Raw genomic sequence first — 22,009 nt, forward strand, 5'->3', positions numbered from 1 at the left:
TCGACAATATCGATCAACCCTTGACCGTCGTATCGGCTGTTCATAGGCTCCGGCCACTGCGAGGTTGTTCCCGAGAGGGGAAACACGACTCATGGCCCCATCGATACGTCCGTTCCGAACGGTCCCCGCGAGACGGCTCGCGAGCGCCGCGACGGTCACGCTCCTGCTCGGCATGGTCCCCCTGTTCGGCGGCACACCGGCCGCCAGCGCGGCCCCGCCGTCGAGGTGCAGCGACGACCCGACCGCCCGGTTGGGCTCGGTGCCCACTCCGGAGACCGTGCTCGGCTTCCCGCTCGGCGCGGGGCAGGAGCGGGTCGTCACCAACGACGAGGTCCGGACCTACCTCGGGGCCGTCGATCGCGCCTCCAACCGGGTCGTCACGGGTGTGGTGACCACAAGCGTGCTCGGGCAACCGTTGCCGTACGCGGTGGTTTCCAACGAACGCCACGTGCGCCCCGCCGCGCTACGCGAGATCGCCGACGACGTCCGGGACCTGCGCGACCCGCGCCGGACCAGTGCCCGCACCGCCGCCCGGACAGCAAAGGACAGCCCGGCCATCGTCTGGGTCACCGCGAACGTGCACGGCGGCGAGAAGAGCGGCGCCGACGCGGCGCTCAAGACGCTGTACGAGTTGGCGGCGGGCCTGTCCTGCGCCGTCGCCCAACGCAACGACAACCTGATCACCATCATCGTTCCCACCCAGAACCCGGACGGACGCGACGCGACCCGCCGGCAGAACGAGTTCGGCTTCGACCTGAACCGGGACTGGTTCGCCCGCACCCAGCAGGAGACCGACGGCAAGCTCGAACTGCTGCGCCGCTACCCGCCGCAGGTCTTCATCGACGCGCACGAGATGGGTGGCCGGCAGTACTTCTTCCCGCCCAACGCCGACCCGATCCACCACGAGATCGCCGGTGAGGCGGTGGACTGGATCAACCGGATCGGCGAGGCCAACAAGGCGGGCTTCGGCTTCAACGGGGCCTGCGACGAGACCGTCACCACTGAGTGCTACTTCAACTACGACACGTACGACATGTTCTTCATGGGCTACGGCGACACGGTCCCGACGACCGGCTTCGGCGCGGCCGGCATGACGTACGAGAAGGGCAGCGCGTCGGCCGTCGCCGACCGGGTCCAGCAACAGTTCCACACCCAGTGGTCGACGCTCGGCTGGGCCGCCGCGAACAAGCGCGAGGTGCTGGACGGCTACTTCGACATCTGGACCGACGCGCTCGCCCAGGGCCGGGCGGGCGCGCTGGAGCCGAACGAGGTGGTGCAGCCCACCAACGAGGTCCAGTTCCCGGTGCCGGACCTCACCATCCGCTCGTACTTCCTGCTGCCCGACCGACAGCTCGCCGACGTCCGCCAGCTCGTCGAGCGGCTGCGCCGGATGGACGTCGAGGTGTACGAGGTGCAGAGGCCGACCCGGGTGCCCACCGCACGGGTCTTCGGCGGGCGCAGCGCCACGAACGTGACAGTCCCCAAGGGCGCGTACTGGATCCCGATGGACCAGCCGCAGAAACACTGGATCCAGGCCGTCATGGGCGAGGACCCGTACGTGCCGTTCCCCTACTTCTACGACGTGTCGTCCTGGAGCAACCCGCTGCTGATGGGCATCAACACCATCTACACGGGAGACAGCGTCCGGCCGAGGGCTGAGCTGGTCCGCAAGGTCTCCGGTGGTCGCACCGGCGCGGCGTGGCCCTGGGGCTCGTACACGTACCCGCTGGACTCGGCCGCCGCCGCGGAGTTCACCTTCACCCTGCTCGGCCGTGGCGTACCAGTGGTCCGCGACCTCACGACCAACCGAGTCGCCATCCCGGCCGCCACTGTTAATCGGACCATGAACGAGCTGGCCCAGCGGCTCGGGGTCACCCTCACCCCGGGCGGCCGGCCCGCCGGCACCCGCGTGAGCCTGCCCGACGTGGGGCTGTTCCAGGGCACCGGCATCTCCACCACGTCCGGCTCGCACGGCGAGGCCCGATACGTGCTCGGCAAGCGGTGGGGACTGGACCTCACACCGGTCACCACCGCCGACATCAACGACAACACCGAGGCGTTCACCGGGCGTACCGTGCTGCTGGTGCCGGACGGAAGCAGCGCCACCGGTGGTCTGACCGCCGCCGGGCAGGCCAACCTGCGCGACTGGATCGGCAAGGGCCACACCTACCTCGGGCTGCGCAACGAGGGCACCCGGGTCGCCCGGGCCGCCGGCCTCACCTCGACCACCGAGAAGACCAAACCGGCTGACTACCTGGTGATCGGCTCGCACCTGCGCGTCGACGTCGACCAGGACAGCCCGGTGGCGCTGGGTCGCCCGGCGGAGGACTTCGAGTTCAACAACAGCGACCCGATCCTCACCCCGAGCACCACCGGGACGAACGTGCTCACGTACCCGACGGGTGACACCTTCTGGGCCAACGGTTACACGGTCGGGGCGGACACGCTGAAGGGCACGGCGGCCGTCGTCGACGAGCCGACCGGTGCGGGTCGGGCGGTGCTGTTCGCGTTCAATCCGCTCTTCCGGGCGTACAACGAAAATGGTCTGCACCTGGTCGCCAACGCGCTGCTCTACCCGTCGAACCCACCGAGCGCCCGACGGGCGCCGGGCGTCGACGCAGCGCGCGCCAGCGCCGCCGCCGCGCCGGTGACGCCGGACCTGGGCGGCGGGTGGCGGCCGATCACCATCCAGGTGGCGGCCGGCGACCTGGCGCGCACCCGGGCGATCGTCGAACGCTTCACCACCGACGCGCAGACGTCCGCGACGAAGGGCTCGGCGTACGTCGTGATCCCGAACCCGCAGGGACTCCAGGCGGACGAACACCCGTTCGCGAGGGAGCTGGTACGCGCGCTGCGCGACGCGAAGGTGCCGCTGCGGTCGGTGGTCAGCTGACCGACCCGGCACAGCGAAGCGCCCGTCCCCTCGGCTGGGGACGGGCGCTTCGACGCGTTCGGAGAGACTGTGACCGGCCCGATCCGGCTCAGGGCTTGCGGGCGACGCCGCTGTAGCCGGTGCGCGCGACCCGCGGGTCGTCGGTGGCCGGTGGTTCGGCGTACGGCCACATGTTGACCAACCCGGGCGACTCCAGGACGAAGTCGCCGAAGAACCGGGAGATGTCGGCGTGGCTCCGCGGCACGAAGGGGCTGTTCGCCCGGGCGTAGATCGCGGAGATCCGAGCCATCAGCTCGGGGTCCACGTCGGTGCTGGCGTGCGACAGCGCCAGGTAGCTGCCGGGGGCGAGCGCGTCGCGGTAGGTGGCCACGATCCGCTGCGGATCCCGTTCGTCGGGCACCAGGTGCAGCACGAACATCATCAGGACCGCTACCGGGCTCCCGAGGTCGATGGCGGCGCTGATGTCCGGGTGGGCGAGCACCTGTTCGGGGTCGCGCAGGTCGGCCTGCACGACCGACACCGAGGTCGAGTCGGCGAGCAGGGCACGGCCGTGGGCGCAGACCACCGGATCGTTGTCGACGTAGACGACCCGCACGTCCCTGTCGATGCGGTGCGCGATCTCGTGGACGTTGTCGCGGGTCGGCAGCCCGGACCCGAGGTCGAGGATCTGCCGGACGCCGCGCTCCTGCACGAGGTGCCGGACCGTCCGGGCGATCAGGTCACGGCCCTGCCGGGCGGCTTCGGGCATCCACGGCGCCACCTGCAACACCATCTGGGCGGCGGCCCGGTCGGCGGCGAAGTTGTCCTTGCCGCCGAGGTAGAAGTCGAACATCCGCGCCGCGTTCGGCGTGTCGGGTTGCAGGGCAACCTCGGGCTGCGACTGCGTCATGATCGACCACCTCTTCCCCGTCTGTCCGGCCCCGCAGCATAACGTCCACGATGATCGGTCACCCGCCCCGAGGGTCGGCTAGCGGACATCCGCCGGGCCGGATCACGACAGCACTCCCGGCACCCTGGGCGCAGGCTGGCCGGGATCGGCGACGGCGACGGTCGCCACCCGGAGGAGGCTCGCGGCCCATGGGCGTCTACCGCGTGGGGACGGCGGTGCTCGCTGGTGGCCTCGCCCTGCTGCTGATGGCCACCACCGTCGGGTGCAGACGATCGCGTCCGTCGTCGACCCCGACCGCCGGCCCCGCGACGGTTGGCCTGAAGGTCAGCGCCGGCCAACCGTCGTACCGGGTGGGTGAGCAGATCAGCCTGCGGCTGGAGCTGGTCAACAACCGCGACACCGATTGCCAGCTCAGTCGGGTGCCGGACGGTGCGGTGACGGTCATGTCGTTGACCCGCGACGGCACGGCGGTGGCACCCGCTGTCGGCGGGGCCGCCTACTACCGGGACTTCACCGCGTACCTGGTCGAGAACCTGGTGCGGGTGCCACCGCGCGGGTCGGTCGAGGTGACGCTGGGCAGCGACCCGCAGAGCCCGGTCGGCGCGGCGTTGACCACCTCTGCGCCGGACGGGCGGGGTGGGGCCGCCGTCACGTGGTGGCCCGTCGACCAACCGGGGGCGTACCGGCTGGTGTTGGGCTACCTGCGCGCGCCCCTGCGGGGCGTGCCGGCGGATGCCTGCGCCGCGACGGCCGAGCAGGGCACTGTCGCGTTCGAGGTGAGGGGCGGGTGACCGGGTTGCGGAGGCGACTGCGACTGGGTGTCGTGCTGGCGGGTGCCCTGGTGCTGCTCGCACCCACGGCGGCGTCCGCCGTGGTCAGCGTCAACAGCGACCTGCAGACGGAGTACGCGGGCTGCGTCGGGCAGATCCGCGGTTCCGGCAACGGCGCCGTGCTCGACGAACTGGAACGCTCCGGCAAGAACATCAAGGTCCGCAGACCCATCTTCGGTACGGAGAGCAGCACCACGACGTACGTCCCCGGCAGCGACGTGCAGATCAACTGGTGGCCGGAGAACGACGGGCGGGCGCTGCCGGAGGAGGGGGCGGGCTTCACCGAGGACCAGTGCGCCACCCTGATTCACGAGATGAGCCACGCCCTCGACGAGGTGAACGACACCGACCGGGGCCAGTTCTGCACGCAGGGCGGTCAACAGGCCAGCACCGTGGACCCCGCCGAGGTGCACGCGGTGCTGGTGGAGAACGCGTACCGCAAGGCGGTCGGCGTGCCGCCGCGCACGACGTACAGCGGTGTGAAACTGCCGTCGAACGGCAAGGACTGCGACCAGCCCAAGCCCCGACCGCCGGGTGGTGGTGGTTGTTCGATCTCGGTGGTCGGCAAGGGTTACCGGTGCGCGAACAGCAACGGTGACCCGCACCTGCTCACCTACGACGGCCTGCGGTACGACTTCCAGGCCGCCGGGGAGTTCGTGCTGACCCGCTCGACGTCCGACGACTTCGAGGTCCAGGTACGACAGACGATGTTCCCGGCCAGCTCGGTGGTGGCAGTCAACTCGGCCGTCGCGGTTCGGGTGGCCGGCGACCGGGTCGGGGTGTACGTCACGTCCGACGGCCCGGCGGTCCGGGTGAACGGCGGCGCCCCGGTGTCCGCGCCCGACGGGGTGAAGCTGCCGCGCGGCGGCACCCTCACCACCTGGGCAGACGGCACGGTGACGGCGGCGGGGTCGGACGGCGTCCGGCTGACCGCGCAGCCGATCGGCGTCTGGGGGCTGAGCGTGAGTGTCAGCGCGCCCACCGCGCGAGCCGGGACGCTCGAGGGTCTGCTCGGCGACCACGACGGTGACCCCGGCGACGACCTGATCGTGCGGGGTGGCAGGAAGTTGTCGCAGCCGCCCACGTTCGAGGCGCTGTACCCCGGCTTCGCCGATGGTTGGCGCGTCGAGGCGCAGCGGTCGCTGTTCGACTACGAGCCGGGGCAGGACACCGCCACGTTCACCGATCGGCGCTTCCCGGAGCGACTGCTCACCGTCGGGGACCTGCCCAACCGTGCCACCGCCGAACTCGTCTGCCGGCGGGCCGGTGTCACCGATCCGCTGATCCTCGCCGACTGTGTGCTCGACGTCGGCCTCACCGGGCAGGTGGCGTTCGCCGAGGACGCCGCCCGCGCGCAGCGGAACGTACCCGCCGCCGGTGATGTCGACCTGGCGGTGACCCGGGCCGGAGCCACGGCCGCGTTGAAGGTGCCGGGCCGGGCCGGTCAGAAGATCTTCGTGGAGGTGCCCGCGGCCACCGTGCCGGACCGCTGCGGCGTGTTGCTGCTGCTCGACCCGCAGGGCCACCAGGTGGCGACCGGCTGCGTCATCGCCGGTGCCGGCTTCATCGACACGACCACGTTGACAGTTACCGGGGACCATCAGGTGGTCCTCGACCCGTGGGATGCCGACCTCGGTCGGGCGACGGTACGGGTCGTACCGGTGACCGACGAGGAGAAGACGCTCACCCTCGACGGGCCCACGGTCCGGGCGACGCTCGCTCAGCCGGGCGCGGTCAGCCGCCTGTCCTTCGACGGGCGCGCCGGCCAGAAGGTCTTCCTCCAGGTCACCGACGCTACCCTGCCGGACCGGTGCAACCTGCTGCGCCTGCGCGACCCGGCCGGTGAACAGGTGGCCAGCGGCTGCGTGATCGGCGGTCAGGGCCACGTCGACGGGTTCGTCCTGCCGACCAGCGGCCGGTACGTGCTGGAGGTCGACGGCACCTCCACCGACACCGGCGCGGCCGACGTGCGGCTGCGCGACGCTCACGACGAGCAGGCCGACACCGTCGCGGACGGCCGGGCCGCCACACTGACGGTCAGCCGACCCGGTGCGGTGAGCCGGTTGCGGTTCGCCGCCGACGCCGGTCGTCGCATCACCGTCGAGGTGACCGCCGTCAGCCTGCCCGACCGGTGCGGAATTCTCCTCCTGAACGGCCCCGGCGGCGACACTGTCGGAAGCGGCTGCGTCATCGGCGGGACGGGGCGCTTCGAGACGGGTCCGCTGCCCGAGGGCGGCACGTACACCCTCGTGCTGGATCCGTGGGCGGACGACACCGGCTCGGGCACGGTCATCCTGCGCCAGGGTCGCTGACCGCGGCGGCTGCTGTGGGGGCGCCCTTTCCGAACGAGCGTGATGCCTGTGAGTCATCAAGATGACTCACAGGCATCACACACTCCGGGGAGTTTCAGGGGCCGACCCGAGCCGCCGTGACCATGAACGCCCTGGCCAATCTGTCAGCCGGTGGCGCAGACAGTGCCGTTGAGCGTGAACGCCGTGGGCAGCACGTTCGGCCCGCCGTACGCGCCGACGAAGCCGGCGCTCACGGTGCCACCGGCGGCGATCTGCCGATTGTCGGTGGTGGGCGTGACCCGCACCGCGGCACCGACCTGCTCCCAGGTGGCGCTCCAACCGCTGCTCACCTGCTGCCAGCCGGTGGGCCAGGTCCAGGTGAGCGTCCAGCCGTTGATCGGGCTGGACCCGTTGTTGATGATCTCGACGCCACCGATGTAACCGTTGCCCCAGTCGTTGCTCGTGGTGAAGCGGACGGTGCACGTACTGACGGCGGGGCTGCCGGTGGCGAAGGTGAGCGGCGGCGAGGCCCAGGAGACCCGCCCGGCGGTGTCGCGGGTCAGCACGTTGACTGTGTACCTGCTGCCCGGCAGGAGATTGTCGACGGTGAACGAGGTGGTCGTCGTCTCGCCGAGCTGCTCGCTGACCGCGCCGTTCTGCCGGTGCACCTCGTACTTGGCGATCGGGCTACCGCCGGGCGTGGCCGCTGGCCAGGTGATCGTCGCGGCGCGGTCGGTGACGCCACTGGCGGTTGGCTGGCCGGGTGCCGTCGGCCGTCCGGCGGTGGTGCCGGCCGCACGCAGCACGAGCGTCGTCAACGAGTACGCCGGCAGCGTCCGGCTGGTCGCCGAGCCGGACTGGCTGGTGACGATGCCGGTGGCGCCGTTGGTGAGGGTGGAGACCGTCGGCGCGCCGGCCGACGGGGTGAAACCGGCGTAGTCGATGGTGACCTGGTGGTCATTGTCCGGATCCTTGTTCACCAGCAGCACCGCCAGGTCGCCGTTGCGACGGCGGACGGCGTGGGCGGTGACCAGGGGCTCGTCGGTGCCGGCGCGAACGAACTGGTCTCCCGTCTTCGCGAAGAGCTTCATCATGCTCAGCCCGTGGTACGGCGCGAACGGTGTGTTGAGCGGCGGCTGGCACACCGAGCCGTCCTCGGTGCAGGCGCCGCTGGAGAGCATCCCGAAGTCGCCGTAGTCGGTCTGACCGGCCACCTGCGTCACTGCGCCCATGCCGTTGTGCACGTTCCACCACTGGGCGGTGAAGACGCCACTCTCCAGCAACCCGCTGTAGACGTCGGCCAGGAAGAGCGCGGCCGGCTGGGTGGTGCGGCCGGCGTCCACGTTCAGCTCGGTGAAGCTGATGCCGATGCGCTCGGAGTTCGCGCCGGCGTACCGGGCGAGTTGCTGCCGCAGCAGGTAGGTGGCGTCCGGGAGGTGGTTGACGCGGGCCAGCGACTCGGCGGCGGTGCCACCCGGGTACCAGTGCACGTCCACGAAGTCGATCTTCGGGCCGGCGATGGAGAGCACTGTCTGGTTCCACGGACCCGGGTCACTGCCGGCGGTGATGCCGTCCGGCCAGTTGCCCGGCATGGTCAGCACCGCCCCGACCTTGATGCTCGGGTCGACCGCCTTCATCGCGTCGGCGTACTCGACGACAAGCCTCGCGTACTGTGTCGCGCTCTTGTCCGGGTGGTCGTCCGCCTCCCACGCGGACCCGTAGTGACCGTTGCCGTAGTTCTCGTTGCCCACGGTCCAGTAACGCGCGCCGTAGCCCTTCGTCACATTGGCGTACCGCACCCAGTCGGCGGCTTCGGCGGGCGTGCCGGTGCCGTAGTTGGCGATGATCATCGGTTGCGCGCCGGCTCGCCGGACCGCCGCCATGAAGGTGTCGAAGTCGGTTCCCGGCGCGACGTAACCGCCGGGCGCGGTGTGGTCCTTCCAGTGGTAGATGTCGGCGTAGGAGCCGCCGGGGTAGCGCATCATCTGCACACCGGCGTCTCTGAGCAGGTCCGACGTCTCGGCGGTGCCGAGGTTCGAGTCCCAGATGGCGTGGTTGACGCCGAGTGCGGTGTCCGGGACGGTCGCCAGGCCCGCTCGGGTGTTGACTGTCACGGTGACCGGGTCGGCCGCCGCGCTTGCGGTTGGTGGGTTGACGCCAGTGAGCGCGCTCGCGGCGAGCAGCAGGCCCGCCAGGAGTGCCGCGCGGGTCTTCGGTGTACGCATGGGCGGGGTTCCTTTGCGCAGATGAGCCGCCCGTTCGGTCGGTGTGCGACGCGGTGACGGGCGATCTCGTGGACAGGTCCATCGCTCGTGTCACCCGTCCCCCGGAGATCGCATCTGGATCCCGGCTGCCCAGTGGACGGACGTCAGCCCCGCGCGGCTGTTCATCGACGTACCACAATGGCATTGTCGGTTCGACATTCTCAAGGTGCGTCAGACGTCGTCTTCGCCGCGCTCGTCGCGTCCGGGACGAGTCCCTCGGACCCGGTCGGCAGCCAGCAGTGTGACGACCGCGGCGGCCAGTTGCAGCGCGCCGACGAACAGATCGACCAGGCCCACCGTCCGCTTCCTGTTGACGAACGGCATGTTATCGCTCACAGTCGATGCGAGGCGATCAGCGTCAGTGGCTCACCGGGAGGGCCGTCGTTGGTCGGGCCTCGGTGGTCAGGACGTCCCTGGGCACGTGGACGTCGCATCAGGATCTGTCAGCAGCCGCCGGTGACGCGCGGCGGACGCCGCGCGCCTCGGGACCGCCCGGACGCTGCCGTCGACCGCCTCCGCCAGGCCCGCCGGGTTGCCGACGGGTCCCCGGCTCACGACAAGAGGAAACGCCGATGAGATCAAGGATCGCACTGCTGGCTGCCGCGCTGGCGACGGCCCTGGCGACGATGACGGCAGTGATCACTGTCGCCACCCCGGCGTCGGCCGCGACGCTCACCCAGGTGACCAACTTCGGCACCAACCCCACGAACCTGCAGATGCACCTGTACGTGCCGGACCGGGTAGCGGCCCAGCCCGCCCTGCTCCTCGCCCTGCACTACTGCACCGGCAGTGGTCCGGCGGTACACAGCGGCTTCGGGCTCAGCACCCTCGCCGATCGCTACGGCTTCATCGTGATCTACCCGTCGGTGACCCGGAGCAGCAAGTGTTGGGACGTCTCGTCACCGCAGGCCCTGCGGCGTGACGGCGGCAGCGACCCGGTCGGCCTCAAGTCCATGGTCGACCACGTCCGCAGCCGCTACCCGATCGACGCCAGCCGGATCGGCGTGGGCGGGTTCTCCTCCGGCGCCATGATGACGAATGTGATGGTCGGCCTCTACCCGGACCTGTTCAACGCCGGGTTCAGCTCCTCCGGTGTCCCGTTCGGCTGCTTCGCCACCACCGACGGCGCGGAGTGGAACAGCGAGTGCTCCGGCGGACGGATCGTCAGGAGCGGGCAGCAGTGGGGCGACCTGGTCCGCAACGCCTACCCCGGCTACTCCGGCAAGCGTCCCCGGTTCCAGATCTGGCACGGCACCACGGACACGACCCTGAGCTACGTCAACTTCGGCGAGCAGATCAAGCAGTGGACCAACGTGCTGGGCGTGTCGCAGACCCCCAGCTTCACCGACTCCCCGCAGACCAGCGCCACCCGCACCAGGTACGGGGGCACCGGCGGCACGGCGCCCGTCGAGGCGATCAGCTTCCAGGGGTACGGTCACTCCATCCCGTTCGACGCCGCGCAGGCCATCAGGTTCCTCGGCTTCGACGCCACGGGTCCCACGACCCCGCCGCCGGGCGGCACGGCCGCGCCGCTGCGCAACACCGGCGCCAACCGCTGCCTGGACGTTCCGTCCCGGTCGCAGACGAACGGCACCCAACTGGCGTTGTGGGACTGCAACGGCGGCACCAACCAGCAGTGGACGTCGACCGCCGCACGACAACTCCAGGTGTACGGGACGAAGTGCCTGGACGCCGAGGGCGCCGGAACCTCACCGGGAACCCGGGTCATCATCTGGGACTGCACCGGCGGCACCAACCAGCAGTGGAACGTCAACACCGATGGCACCGTCACCGGTGTGCAGTCCGGCCTGTGCCTGACGCCGAACGCCGCCGGGACCGCCAACGGCACCCCTGCGGTGCTGGCGAATTGCATCGGCACGAACAGTCAGCGGTGGACCCGCAGCTGACGCGGTGACCGACGGCGGCGTACCCCGCCGGAGGAGGGCGGTGTCCGGGTCCGGGCCGGTTGGCATCCCGCTGCTCGGGCCCGGACTCCGACGACAGTCGCGAGAATGCGCGGAATAGCCTTGCCGCATGCGGGGACGATTCAGCGCGGCCAGGTGGTGGTACGGGGAACACCGGCGGTGCGTCCGTCGTACCGTCCTCGCGGTCGCGGTCGGGGCGGTGGTCCTGGCCGGCGGCACAGTGGCAAGCGTGAGGTGGATCCGCGACACCGCGGAGGGCCATCTCTACGCCGAGGCCGAGGTCCCGGAAGCGCCGGTCGCCCTCGTCCTGGGCACCAAGGTGGACGCCGACGGCACACCCTCGCCCGTTCTCGCGGCACGGATGGAGATCGCACGGCGCCTGTTCGACGCCGGCAAGGTTCAAGCGATCCTCGTGTCGGGCGACAACATCAACGCCGACTACAACGAGCCCGCCGCGATGCGGAGCTGGCTGATGGAACGGGGTGTGCCGGCGCACAAGGTGGTGCCTGACTACGCGGGCTTCGACACGTACGACTCGTGCGCGCGGGCCGAGCGGATCTTCGGGGTGCGGCGGGCCACCGTGGTGACCCAGACGTTCCATCTTCCGCGCGCCGTGGCGCTGTGCCGGCGCCTCGGCATCGACGCCAACGGCGTGGGCGATGACAGCGCGAAGCGGTACGGCCAGACATGGTGGTTCAGTTCGTCCCGGGAGAACGGCGCCTGCCTGAAGGCCGCGGTGGACCTGCTCTCCGGTCGCGACCCGGCGCACCTCGGCCGTCGGGAGACGGGCGTCGACGACGCGTTGCGCGTCGGCTGACGGGAGTCACGACCGTGGCGGTGCGGCGCTGTCACGGACGATGAGCTCGGTGGCGAGTTCGACCCGAGGACTCTCGGTGCGCTCGCCGCCGGCGAGACGCAGGACGGTACGTGCGGCAAGCATGCCCATCTCGGCCAGGGGCTGCCGGACGGTGGTCAACGGCGGGGAGCACCACCGCACCTCAGGCAGGTCGTCGAAGCCGACCACGCTCACATCGTCGGGCACCCGCAGGCCCCGTTTGCGGACCGCCTCGTAGACACCGAGGGCCATCTGGTCGCTGGAGGCACAGATGGCGGTGGGCGGGTCGGGCAGGGCGAGCAGCTGCGTACCCGCTGTGAAGCCGGCCTCGTGGTAGAAGTTGCCCGGGCGGATCAGGGCGTCGTCGACGGGGATGCCAGCGGCGCCGAGCGCGGCCCGGTAGCCATCCATCCGGGCCCGGCTGCACATCAGGTGCGGCGGGCCGGCGATGAAGCCGATGCGGCGGTGGCCGAGGCTGATCAGGTACTGGTTGGCACTGAGACTGCCCGCCCAGTTGGTGGCGCCGATGGTGGGTGACTCCTGCGGGTCGACACCGGCCGGGTCGATGATGACGACGGGCAGGTGCAGTCGCCGCAGCTCGGCCTGCAACGGTGGGTTCACCATCGAGGTCACGAAGATGATTCCCTCGGTGGAGCGGGTACGCATGTTGTCCAGCCACTGCTTGGCTGAGGAGATGCGCCAGTGGATGGCCGACACGACGGTGCCGACGCCGCTGGTCTGGCCGACGTCCTCCACTCCCCTGATGATCTCCACGGCCCACGGGCTGTCCAGGTCGTTGAACACCAGGTCGATGAGGGCGGCGTCGGTGCGCCTGGCCGGTGACCGGCGGCGGTAGCCGTGTCTGTTGAGCAGTGCCTCGACGCGTTCCCTGGTGTCGGGTGCGACGTCGGAGCGGCCGTTGATGACACGGGAGACGGTGGGCACGGAGACACCTGCCAACCGCGCGATCATGGCGATGGTGACGTTCCGGCCGTTCTCCGTGGCCACGGTCCCCCCTGCGTCCTGCTGGAAACTTCGGGTCTGCTCGGGTGGCGCGTCGGATCGCCGAAACTTTCACTACTTCGCCGGTAATATCGATCGATGGCCGGCACGCTACGAGCTGATGTCGCAACGGTCAAGACCTCTGTCCTATTGCGAAAAGACCGGCTAGCGTAGGCACAGCTTTCAATGGCCGGGAACCGCGAGTTTCCGGAAGTTGCCGCCAGCCCGACCAGAGGAGCACCCGTGTCGACCGACATCGCTGACGTGGCGACCGCTACCCGGTCGATCCGCAACCCGATCCTCGCCGGCTTCCACCCCGACCCGGCGATCCTGCGCGTCGGCGACGACTACTACCTCGCCACCTCGACCTTCGAGTGGTATCCGGGCGTGCTCGTGCACCACTCGCGCGATCTGGTGAACTGGCGCAGCCTGGGTGGGATCATCACCGACCGACGCCTGCTCGATCTGCGCGGATGCGGCGACTCCAACGGGGTGTGGGCGCCCGACCTGACGTTCCACGACGGTCAGTTCCACCTCGTCTACAGCGACGTGGCCAGCTTCGCCAGCGGCTACTGGGATCCGCAGAACTTCCTGGTCACCGCCGAGGACATCACCGGTCCCTGGTCCGATCCGGTGAAGCTGCACGGGCGCGGGTTCGACGCGTCACTGTTCCACGACGACGACGGCACCACCTGGCTGCTGGGCATGAGCGCGGACTGGCGACCCGGCCGGGACCGCTTCGGCGGCATCGAGATCCAGCAGTACGACAGGGTCGCACGCCGCCTGGTCGGCAGCCCTCGCATCCTGTTCACCGGCTCACCGGCCGGAGTCACCGAGGGCCCGCATCTGTACCGCCACGACGGCTGGTACTGGCTGATCACCGCCGAGGGCGGCACCAGCTGGGAGCACCAGGTCACCGTGGCCCGGTCCCGGGAGCTGTTCGGGCCGTACGAGGTGGACCCGGCCGGGCCGCTGCTCACCTCCTTCGGCCGGCCTGACCTGCGGTTGCAGAAGGCGGGGCACGGCAGCCTGGTCCGCACGCAGAACGACGAGTGGTACCTGGCCCACCTGGTGGGCCGCCCGTACTCCCCGCTGGGCAACTGCGTGCTCGGTCGGGAAACCGCGATCCAGCGGGTCGAGTGGCCGTCGGGCGGCTGGCCGCGGATCGCCGGAGGGGTGCCCGCGGACGACGTGGTAGCACCCGACCTGCCCGCGCACGAGTGGCCGGCGGAGCCCGAGACGGACCACTTCGACACCCCCGAGTTGGGTCGGTGCTGGTCGACGCTGCGCCGGCCGGCCACGGCGGACTGGGTCGACCTGCACACCCGCCCGTCGTACCTGCGTGTCCACGGCGGGCAGTCGCCGGTCGGTCGCCAGGCACCCAGCCTGGTCGGGCGTCGCGTCGGCGCGATGGAGTGCTCGCTGGAGACCGTTGTGGAGTTCGCGCCGGCCGACCACCGTCAGCTCGCCGGGATCACCGCCTACTACAACACCCTCAACTGGCACCACCTGTACCTGACCCGGGCCGACGACGGGCGGACCGTGCTGGAGCTGCTCAGCTCCGACAACGGGCGGCGCACCCCGTACCCCGATCTGACCGTCGATGTCGGCGGCGTCACCCGGGTCGGCCTGCGGGCCGTCTTCGACGGGCCGGCGGTGCGCTTCGACTACGACCTCGGCGCCGGTTGGCAGCGACTGCCTGTCGAGTTGGACGCGACGATCCTGTCCGACGAACACGCCGCGCTGATCATCGACGGTGAGCCGGCGGCGTGGGGCTTCACCGGCGCGTTCCTCGGCCTGTGGGTGCAGGACCTGGGCGGCGACGGCGTGCACGCCGACTTCGACCTGGCGACCTACCGGGAGCAGTGACCACGCGGACGGCACCGGGCGGGCGCGGTCCGCGTTCCACTCGTCCTACTTCACCTGGGCGGCGACGGCGCGCAACTGGCCGAGGGTGGTGCGGAAACCACTGCCGGACGCGGCGGGGTCCTCGGCGTTCAGGCCGCTGACGGCCATGGTCCGCGAGCGGGTCGTGGCGACGGTCTCCGCGCCGGATCCGTTCAGGTCGAACACGCCGAAGTCGCCGCTGAGCGTCCGGAACGTCGGAGCCGCCGGGTCCTGGGCGAGGTAGAGGACCACGACCTGGCCCGACGATAGCCACCGGCGGGTACGTCCCGCCAACGACGCGATGAACAGGCGCCGTCACGCCTCGCGGTCACCGATTGACGAGGAATCGACCTGCTGATATCTGTTAATACAGTTTCCTGATGCTCGCGGTGCCCGCCGTGGCCGAACCGCCGCCCCGGGCCACCGACCGGCTGGCGGCACGCCGCCCCTTCCCCGAGGAACACCCATGGTTCACAAGAGAACAGCCGCCTACGTCGTGGGCACCCTGCTGGTCGGCGTCGCCGCCGTCGGCTACGGCCTGCCCTCGGCGAGCGCCGCGACCGCCGGCCCGATCACCGGCCTCGGCGGCAAGTGCATCGACGTGGCAGGCGCCAGCTCGGCCAACGGTACGGCCGTCCAGCTCTACGACTGCAACGGCAGCGCGGCCCAGACGTGGACCGTCGGCAACACCGACAACTCGATCAGGGCACTCGGCAAGTGCCTCGACGTCACCGCCGCGTCGACCGCCAACGGCGCCAAGGTGCAGCTGTACGACTGCAACAACAGCGGCGCGCAGAAGTGGACCGCCAGCAACGGCGCGCTCGTCAACTCCGGCTCCGGCAAGTGCCTCGACGTCACCGACCGGAGCACCGCGAACGGCGCCCGGTTGCAGATCTGGACCTGCGGCGGCACCACGAACCAGCGGTGGACCCTTCCCGGTGGCGGCAGCACCCCCACCCCGACGCCCACCACCCCCAGCGGCACCAACCTCGACGACCCGACGAAGAAGGACGTCGCCATGCAGCTCGTCTCGGCGGCGGAGAACTCGTCGCTCGACTGGCGCGCGCAGTTCTCCTACATCGAGGACATCGGCGACGGCCGTGGCTACACCGCCGGCATCATCGGCTTCTGCTCCGGCACCGGCGACATGCTCGAACTGGTCCAGGCGTACACCAACACCAAGCCCGGCAACGTGCTCTCCGGCTACCTGCCGGCGCTGCGCGCTGTCAACGGCACCGCGTCGCACTCGGGCCTCGACCCGAACTTCCCCCGCGACTGGCGCACCGCGGCCAACGACTCCGTGTTCCGCGCCGCCCAGGAAGCCGAGCGTGACCGCGTCTACTTCAACCCGTCGGTCCGCGACGGCAAGAACGACCAGGTCCGGGCACTCGGCCAGTTCGCCTACTACGACGCGGCGGTCATGCACGGGTACGAGGGCATGCGCCAGATCCGCAGCCGTGCCCTGAACCGGGCCAAGCCGCCAGCCCAGGGCGGCGACGAGCGGACCTGGCTCAACGCCTTCCTCGACGAGCGGGTCATCGAAATGAAGAAGGAGGAGGCCCACTCGGACACCTCCCGCGTCGACACCGCCCAGCGGGTGTTCCTCAACAACGGCAACTTCAACCTGAACACCCCACTGGCGTTCGCCGTCTACGGCCAACAGTTCCGCATCGGCTAGTTCGCCAGGTGGCGGCGGGATCGCCGGCACGGACTTCTCCGTTCGCCGACGACCCCGCCGCCCCGGCGCGTGGGCCGCCTGATGCCTGCCCGGCAGACTCGTGCCTGCCCGGCCGCCTCGTGCCTGCCCGGCCGCCTGGTGCCTGCCCGCTGGTCCTGGTAGGCGGCCCGCAGCGTGAATCGACGACCTGCACACGCCACTAGCCCGCAAGTGGGCCGCAGCACGCAGCAGCCCCACCCTGTTGATCACCGCCGACCCGACGATCGGCCTGACCCGCGACTCGATCGAACAGGTCGTAGCCTGGGCCAGGGCCCTTCAGCGGCCATCGGCGACCAGCTGACGACACCCCAGCCCATCGATCATGGTGACTCAAGTTGTCGTACACGTGTTCTAGTCTCGGGTCATGGTCGAGGAGTTGGCGCAGGCAGACGAGGCGATCGCCGCCTGCGTCGACGCAGGCGCCTGGGCCCTGCCGGAGCACGAACTGATCGCCGCGCTCGACGCCGCGCACCGCCTTCAGCAACGCCTCGCCGCGGTCACGCTCGCCCTGGTCCGCGAGGTCGACGGCCGAGGCACGGCACGCGCGCACGGCGCCTCCTGCACCGGGGTCTGGTTGCGTGAACGACTGCGACTCACCGTGCCCGCCGCACGTCGCCTGATCGACCTCGCCACGGCTCTCGACGCCGGCAACCCCGGTATTCGACAGGCGCTGGCCGACGGGCACATCACCCTCGACCAAGCCCGCGTCATCAGCGACACCGCCACGACCGTGCAAGCCACCGCTGGCACCGAGGCCGCCGACAAGGCCGTCTGTGTGCTCACCGACTGGGCCAACCGGTTCGACCCCACCCGCCTGCGCAAACTCGGCACCCGCATCCTCGATCACGTCGCCCCCGACATCGCCGACGCCACCGCCAAAGCCCTACTCGAAGCCGAAGACCGACGCGCCAACCGCGACCGGCACGTGACGCTGTCCGAGCAGACCGACGGGCGCCTGCGGCTCACCGGCACCCTCGACGCCGAAACCGCAGGCCTGTTCCGGGCCGCCATCGACCCACTGACCGCCCCGTCCGGGCCGGACGACCTCCGGTCCCCCGGTCAACGGCGCCACGACGCCCTCGCCGAGGTGTGCCGACTCGCCCTCCGGACCGGCGCGCTGCCCGAGCACGGCGGCGACCCCGCACAGATCGTCGTCACCACCAGCTACGACGGGCTGACCCGGCAGCTGTCCACCGGCGCGCTCGACAGCGGCCTGGAGCTCACCCCCGACACGGTGCGCCGGCTCGCCTGCGACGCCACCATCCTGCCCACCGTTCTCGGCGGCACTGGCCAGATCCTCGACGTCGGGCGACAACGCCGCCTCATCACCGGGCCGCTGCGCCGCGCCCTCGTCCTGCGCGACAGCGGCTGCGCCTTCCCCGGCTGCGACCGCCCACCCCGCTGGTGCGACGCCCACCACATCCACCACTGGGCCGACGGCGGCCCGACCAACCTGACCAACGCGGTCCTGCTCTGCGGCCACCACCACCGACACCTGCACCGCAGCGACTGGAGCGTTCGACTCGGAGGCGACGGTCACCCCGAGTTCACCCCGCCCGCCTGGCTCGACCCCGCACAAGTCCCCCGCCGCAACCGCTACCACCGGCGAACGTAGGAACAGCCAGACTGGCAAGAGCGCATATTCGTTCGACGCGAATTCTTCCTCCATGGAACGGCCGCTGTCCGGGCCCGTCACGCACCGCGGCCAGAGCGGGCTCGCGTCGGCATCCGGATCTGCCGAGACGAGTGCGCCCAGTGGGAACGGGCTGCACATCGTCGCTATGGTCAGTGCCGTGGAGACACTGGGCCGACTTGCCGGAGTCACTGTCGACTGCCGGGATCCGCAGCGACTGGCTGACTTCTGGTCCGTGGTGCTTGGCGGACGCGTGACGGAGTCCCTTCCCGGCTGGCGGCGCGTCACCGTCGCCAGGGGCGGCCCGGTGCTGACATTCCAGCCGGTCCCGGAGCCCAAGGCCGGCAAGACACGGCTACACCTCGACATCGCCGTCACCGACGTTGACGAAGCGGTCGATCGGATCGGGCTGTTGGGCGGGCGGTGGACAGGTGAACGGCATGACTACCACGAGGGCGCAGTCCTCGTCATGACCGACCCGGAGGACAACGAGTTCTGCGTCGTGCAGTACTACCGGGTGTGATCTGGTTCGTTGAGCGACCTCGGCTTGACAGCCGCCCAGGGCGGCGGTCGTCGTCGCCGTGCAGGCTTGGGTCGACGTTCGACAGCAGGACTACTCGCGTACCAAGTTGGCGTGTCCTGCGCGGTGACTTGACCTGAAGCTCGGGTGAGGTCCTAGCCTCCGGTATCGGAGGTAATGCATGAGCATGGAAGTTACCGCGTGGATGTCCCTGCACCACGCGATGAACGCGAAGGACGGGCGACCGCTGTCCCGCGCCACCCTGAAGCGGATCGCGACGTTCGCGCGGCCGCACCGCGCCCTGATCATCAGGTTCCTGTTGTTGAGTGTGGTGACGGCGGTTCTCACGGTGGCGGCGCCCGTCCTCGCCGGCCGGGTGGTCGATGCGATAGTCGACGGCGCCGAGAGCGGCGTGGTGATCCGGCTGGCCGTACTGATCGCCGTGATCGCCCTCGCCGAGGCCGGGCTGGGCCTGGTGACGCGGTTCCTGTCCGCCAGCATCGGTGAGGGGCTGATCGTCCAACTACGGACGGCCGTCTTCGACCACGTTCAGCGTATGCCGGTGGCGTTCTTCACGCGTACTCGCACGGGTGCGCTGGTCAGCCGCCTGAACAACGACGTGATCGGTGCGCAGCGGGCCTTCAGCGACACCCTGTCGAGTGTGGTCGGCAACGCGGTCACGCTGATGCTGACGTTGGCCGTGATGCTCACCTTCTCCTGGCAGATCACGCTGCTGGCGCTCGTCCTGCTGCCCATCTTCGTACTCCCGGCCCGCCGGATGGGTTCGCGGCTCGCCCAGTTGCAGCGTGAGGCGGCCGAGCACAACGCCGCCATGAGCACCCGGATGACGGAACGGTTCTCCGCACCCGGTGCCACGCTTGTCAAGCTGTACGGGCGGCCGGCCGAGGAGTCCGCCGAGTTCGCGGCGCGCGCACGCCGGGTCCGGGACATCGGCGTCCGCGCCGCGATGCTCCAGTGGGTGTTCATCACCGCGCTCACAGTGGTCGGCTCGCTGGCGTTGGCACTGGTCTACGGGCTGGGTGGTCTCTACGCCCTCCGGGGCAGCCTCGACGCCGGAACGGTCGTCGCCCTCGCCCTGCTCCTGTCGCGTCTCTACGCACCGTTGACCTCGCTGGCCAGTGCTCGGGTCGAGGTGATGAGCGCACTGGTGAGCTTCGAGCGGGTGTTCGAGGTCCTCGACCTCAAGCCGCTGATCCTCGACAGGTCCGACGCCCGACCCCTCCCCGAAGGGCCGGTCGCTGTCGAGTTCGAGGGGGTCCGGTTCGGCTACCCCTCAGCGGACAAGGTGTCGCTCGCGTCCCTCGAGGACGTGGCGAAGCTCGATACGCGCGGCGGCGAGGAGGTGCTGCACGGGGTGTCGTTCCGCGCCGAGGCGGGGCAGATGGTGGCGCTCGTCGGCTCCTCCGGGGCGGGCAAGTCGACGATCGCGCAGCTCGTGCCTCGCCTGTACGACGTCGAGGACGGCGCGGTGAGGCTTGCCGACGTCGACGTACGTGAGCTGTCCGCCGAGTCGATCCGGACGGCGTTGGGCGTGGTAACCCAGGACGGGCACCTCTTCCACGAGAGCATCCGCGCCAACCTGGCGTTCGCCCAGCCGGACGCGACAGAGGAGGAGATGTGGGAGGTGCTCGGGCGGGCCCGACTCGACGACCTGGTCCGCAGCCTCCCCGATGGGCTGGAAACCGTCGTGGGTGAGCGCGGATACCGCCTGTCCGGCGGGGAACGGCAACGGCTCACCATCGCGCGACTGCTGCTGGCCCGTCCGCGCGTGGTCATTCTCGACGAGGCCACCGCGCATCTCGACTCCACCTCGGAGGCGGCGGTTCAGGATGCCCTCGCCGAGGCCCTGACCGGCCGGACGAGCGTGGTGATCGCGCACCGGCTCTCCACCATCCGGTCGGCCGACCAGATTCTCGTCGTGGAAGCCGGGCACATCGTCGAACGCGGGCGGCACAGTGACCTGCTCGCGGCTGGGGGCCGCTACCACGAGTTGTACCGCACCCAGTTCGCCCAGGAGAAGCCAACGGTCCAGGAGCAACGCGTCGCCATCTGACGCACGCGGTGGTCGGTCCGCCCGCTGAGGACGGTCCGACCACCGCGTCACCACACGCCGCCGCCCACCCCGATGACGTCACCGGGGGTGGGCGGCGACGGCGATCAGTCGTCGTCGTCGTTGTCGTCGTCGTCAGCGTCGTCGTCGTCAGCGTCGTTGTCGTCGTCGTCGTTGTCGACCGGCTCCTGCTCGGCCTTGACCACCGAGCCGTTGTCCCGGTCGACGTCCACCTCGTGCTCGGTGTCACCGGCGACGATCTCGACACTCCACACGGGCCGGCCGTTCTCCTGCTCGGATTCGACCTCGACGATCTGACCGCCACCAGCCTTGGCGAGTGCGATCTCACCTGCGCGCGTCTCGTCGACCGCGCTGCCCGCTGGCGCGCCACTGGTCGACGGCGTACCGGACGGCGTGCCACTCGACGGCGTACCCGATGGGGTGCCGGCCGACGGCGAACCGGTGACCACGGGTGCGTCGGTGACCGCCGGCGCGACGGTCGCCGCGGCGAGTGACGTGCCGCCGGTCCGCGAGTCGTTCGCGGCGTTCACGCCGAGCGCGACCCCGGCCACCGCCAGCACCGCCGACCCCCCGACCGACGCCAGGAGCAGATTGGTGCGCTTCATCGTGGTGTCCACCTTTCCTCGGTTGTCGACTCCGAGAATCGGTCAGATCGGGATAGCACCGCGCTGTCCGAACGCTAAGGCCGGGTTAAGCCTGAACCGGTCAGAGCGCCATCCGCATGAAGACGTCGGCGCGGGCGTACGGCGGAAGCGGGACCTCTTCCGAACTGACGTGGTGGAAACCGGCGGTCTCGTAGAGGTGCACAGCGTTCGGAAGCTTGGTGCTGCTGCCCAGGAACAGGGTGGCGGCGCCGAGCCCACGGGCGCGCTCGATCGCCGCGTTGATGAGCTGGCGACCGAGGCCCCTGCCCCGCACCGCCGGAGTCAACGCCATCTTCGACAGTTCGAAGACGTCGTCCGAGCTGCGGACCAGTGCGACACAGCCGACGATCTGCCGGCCGTCGCGGACGATCAGCACGTCGCCGCCCGGGTCGATGATGGCCCCGAACGGGTCGTCGAGTGTCGTGCGGTCGGACTCCTCGATGGTGAAGAAATGGGAAATCCATTCTTCGTTGAGCGTCCGGAAGGCCTCGGCCTCCTCAGCGGTCGTCATGGACGTGACGGTCAGCCTGCTCGGGTTCATGGAGGGATTCTCGGTGCTGTACCCATGGACGCGCCGCCCGCCGCAG

General features: G+C 70.3%; 17 protein-coding genes. 10 read left to right on the forward strand and 7 right to left on the reverse strand.

Translation table 11 applies throughout. The features are described from left to right. Positions 1-172 precede the first annotated feature (172 nt). Positions 173-2,893, forward strand: coding sequence for a M14 family zinc carboxypeptidase (locus tag ABZ406_RS15850; protein ID WP_357761358.1), 2,721 nt, complete (start codon positions 173-175; stop codon positions 2,891-2,893). An 88-nt stretch (positions 2,894-2,981) separates the two neighbouring features. Here the strand turns inward: ABZ406_RS15850 and ABZ406_RS15855 are convergent, their stop codons facing one another. Beyond that, positions 2,982-3,782 carry an SAM-dependent methyltransferase gene (locus ABZ406_RS15855; RefSeq protein ID WP_357761360.1) on the reverse strand — a complete coding sequence of 267 codons (801 nt, stop codon included), beginning with the start codon at positions 3,780-3,782 and terminating at the stop codon, positions 2,982-2,984. 188 nt (positions 3,783-3,970) lie between these two features. Between ABZ406_RS15855 and ABZ406_RS15860 the strand changes: the two genes are divergently transcribed. Beyond that, positions 3,971-4,573 (forward strand): hypothetical protein, encoded by a 603-nt coding sequence (locus tag ABZ406_RS15860; RefSeq protein ID WP_357761363.1) that lies wholly within the window; start codon positions 3,971-3,973, stop codon positions 4,571-4,573. Further along, positions 4,570-6,924 (forward strand): VWD domain-containing protein, encoded by a 2,355-nt coding sequence (locus ABZ406_RS15865; RefSeq protein ID WP_357761365.1) that lies wholly within the window; start codon positions 4,570-4,572, stop codon positions 6,922-6,924. The genes ABZ406_RS15860 and ABZ406_RS15865 overlap by 4 nt, the downstream gene beginning before the upstream one ends. Before the next feature lie 143 nt (positions 6,925-7,067). Here the strand turns inward: ABZ406_RS15865 and ABZ406_RS15870 are convergent, their stop codons facing one another. Continuing rightward, on the reverse strand, positions 7,068-9,128 hold the full coding sequence (locus ABZ406_RS15870; RefSeq protein ID WP_357761368.1) for a cellulose binding domain-containing protein: 2,061 nt from the start codon (positions 9,126-9,128) through the stop codon (positions 7,068-7,070). A 210-nt stretch (positions 9,129-9,338) separates the two neighbouring features. After that, on the reverse strand, positions 9,339-9,464 hold the full coding sequence (locus ABZ406_RS15875; RefSeq protein ID WP_357761371.1) for a hypothetical protein: 126 nt from the start codon (positions 9,462-9,464) through the stop codon (positions 9,339-9,341). Positions 9,465-9,739: 275 nt separating this feature from the next. Here ABZ406_RS15875 and ABZ406_RS15880 point away from each other — a divergent pair, with 275 nt between their 5' ends. Beyond that, the gene (locus ABZ406_RS15880) at positions 9,740-11,074 is read left to right on the forward strand and encodes a PHB depolymerase family esterase (RefSeq protein WP_357761374.1); all 1,335 of its coding nucleotides are present in this window, start codon (positions 9,740-9,742) and stop codon (positions 11,072-11,074) included. Between the two features lie 127 nt (positions 11,075-11,201). Next, positions 11,202-11,909, forward strand: a complete 708-nt coding sequence (locus tag ABZ406_RS15885; protein ID WP_357761377.1) for an ElyC/SanA/YdcF family protein — start codon at positions 11,202-11,204, stop codon at positions 11,907-11,909. Positions 11,910-11,915: 6 nt separating this feature from the next. Here the strand turns inward: ABZ406_RS15885 and ABZ406_RS15890 are convergent, their stop codons facing one another. Next, a complete protein-coding gene (locus ABZ406_RS15890) occupies positions 11,916-12,935 on the reverse strand; it encodes a LacI family DNA-binding transcriptional regulator (protein ID WP_357761380.1) in 1,020 nt (339 codons plus the stop codon). Between the two features lie 237 nt (positions 12,936-13,172). On the opposite strand from ABZ406_RS15890, the gene ABZ406_RS15895 reads away from it, so the two are divergent. Beyond that, positions 13,173-14,798 carry a glycoside hydrolase family 43 protein gene (locus ABZ406_RS15895; protein ID WP_357761384.1) on the forward strand — a complete coding sequence of 542 codons (1,626 nt, stop codon included), beginning with the start codon at positions 13,173-13,175 and terminating at the stop codon, positions 14,796-14,798. 45 nt (positions 14,799-14,843) lie between these two features. Here the strand turns inward: ABZ406_RS15895 and ABZ406_RS15900 are convergent, their stop codons facing one another. Next, complete coding sequence (locus ABZ406_RS15900) at positions 14,844-15,068, reverse strand: hypothetical protein (protein ID WP_357761387.1); 225 nt, start codon at positions 15,066-15,068, stop codon at positions 14,844-14,846. 214 nt (positions 15,069-15,282) lie between these two features. On the opposite strand from ABZ406_RS15900, the gene ABZ406_RS15905 reads away from it, so the two are divergent. From ABZ406_RS15905 to ABZ406_RS15920, 4 genes are all read left to right on the forward strand, one after another. Next, positions 15,283-16,494 (forward strand): chitosanase, encoded by a 1,212-nt coding sequence (locus tag ABZ406_RS15905; RefSeq protein ID WP_357761389.1) that lies wholly within the window; start codon positions 15,283-15,285, stop codon positions 16,492-16,494. 403 nt (positions 16,495-16,897) lie between these two features. After that, positions 16,898-18,148, forward strand: a complete 1,251-nt coding sequence (locus tag ABZ406_RS15910) for a DUF222 domain-containing protein (RefSeq protein ID WP_357761391.1) — start codon at positions 16,898-16,900, stop codon at positions 18,146-18,148. 178 nt (positions 18,149-18,326) lie between these two features. Continuing rightward, entirely contained in the window at positions 18,327-18,689 is a 363-nt protein-coding gene (locus ABZ406_RS15915; RefSeq protein WP_357761395.1) for a VOC family protein, read from the forward strand. A gap of 202 nt (positions 18,690-18,891) precedes the next feature. After that, complete coding sequence (locus ABZ406_RS15920) at positions 18,892-20,760, forward strand: ABC transporter ATP-binding protein (RefSeq protein ID WP_357761776.1); 1,869 nt, start codon at positions 18,892-18,894, stop codon at positions 20,758-20,760. Positions 20,761-20,864: 104 nt separating this feature from the next. On the opposite strand, the gene ABZ406_RS15925 is transcribed toward ABZ406_RS15920, so the two are convergent. Together ABZ406_RS15925 and ABZ406_RS15930 are read right to left on the reverse strand one after the other, a co-directional pair. Next, positions 20,865-21,383, reverse strand: a complete 519-nt coding sequence (locus ABZ406_RS15925; protein ID WP_357761398.1) for a PepSY domain-containing protein — start codon at positions 21,381-21,383, stop codon at positions 20,865-20,867. A gap of 100 nt (positions 21,384-21,483) precedes the next feature. Continuing rightward, positions 21,484-21,933 carry a GNAT family N-acetyltransferase gene (locus tag ABZ406_RS15930; protein ID WP_357761400.1) on the reverse strand — a complete coding sequence of 150 codons (450 nt, stop codon included), beginning with the start codon at positions 21,931-21,933 and terminating at the stop codon, positions 21,484-21,486. Positions 21,934-22,009 lie beyond the last annotated feature (76 nt).

Origin of the sequence: Micromonospora sp. NPDC005710 (assembly GCF_040630995.1) — a bacterium.
Classification (GTDB): domain Bacteria; phylum Actinomycetota; class Actinomycetes; order Mycobacteriales; family Micromonosporaceae; genus Micromonospora.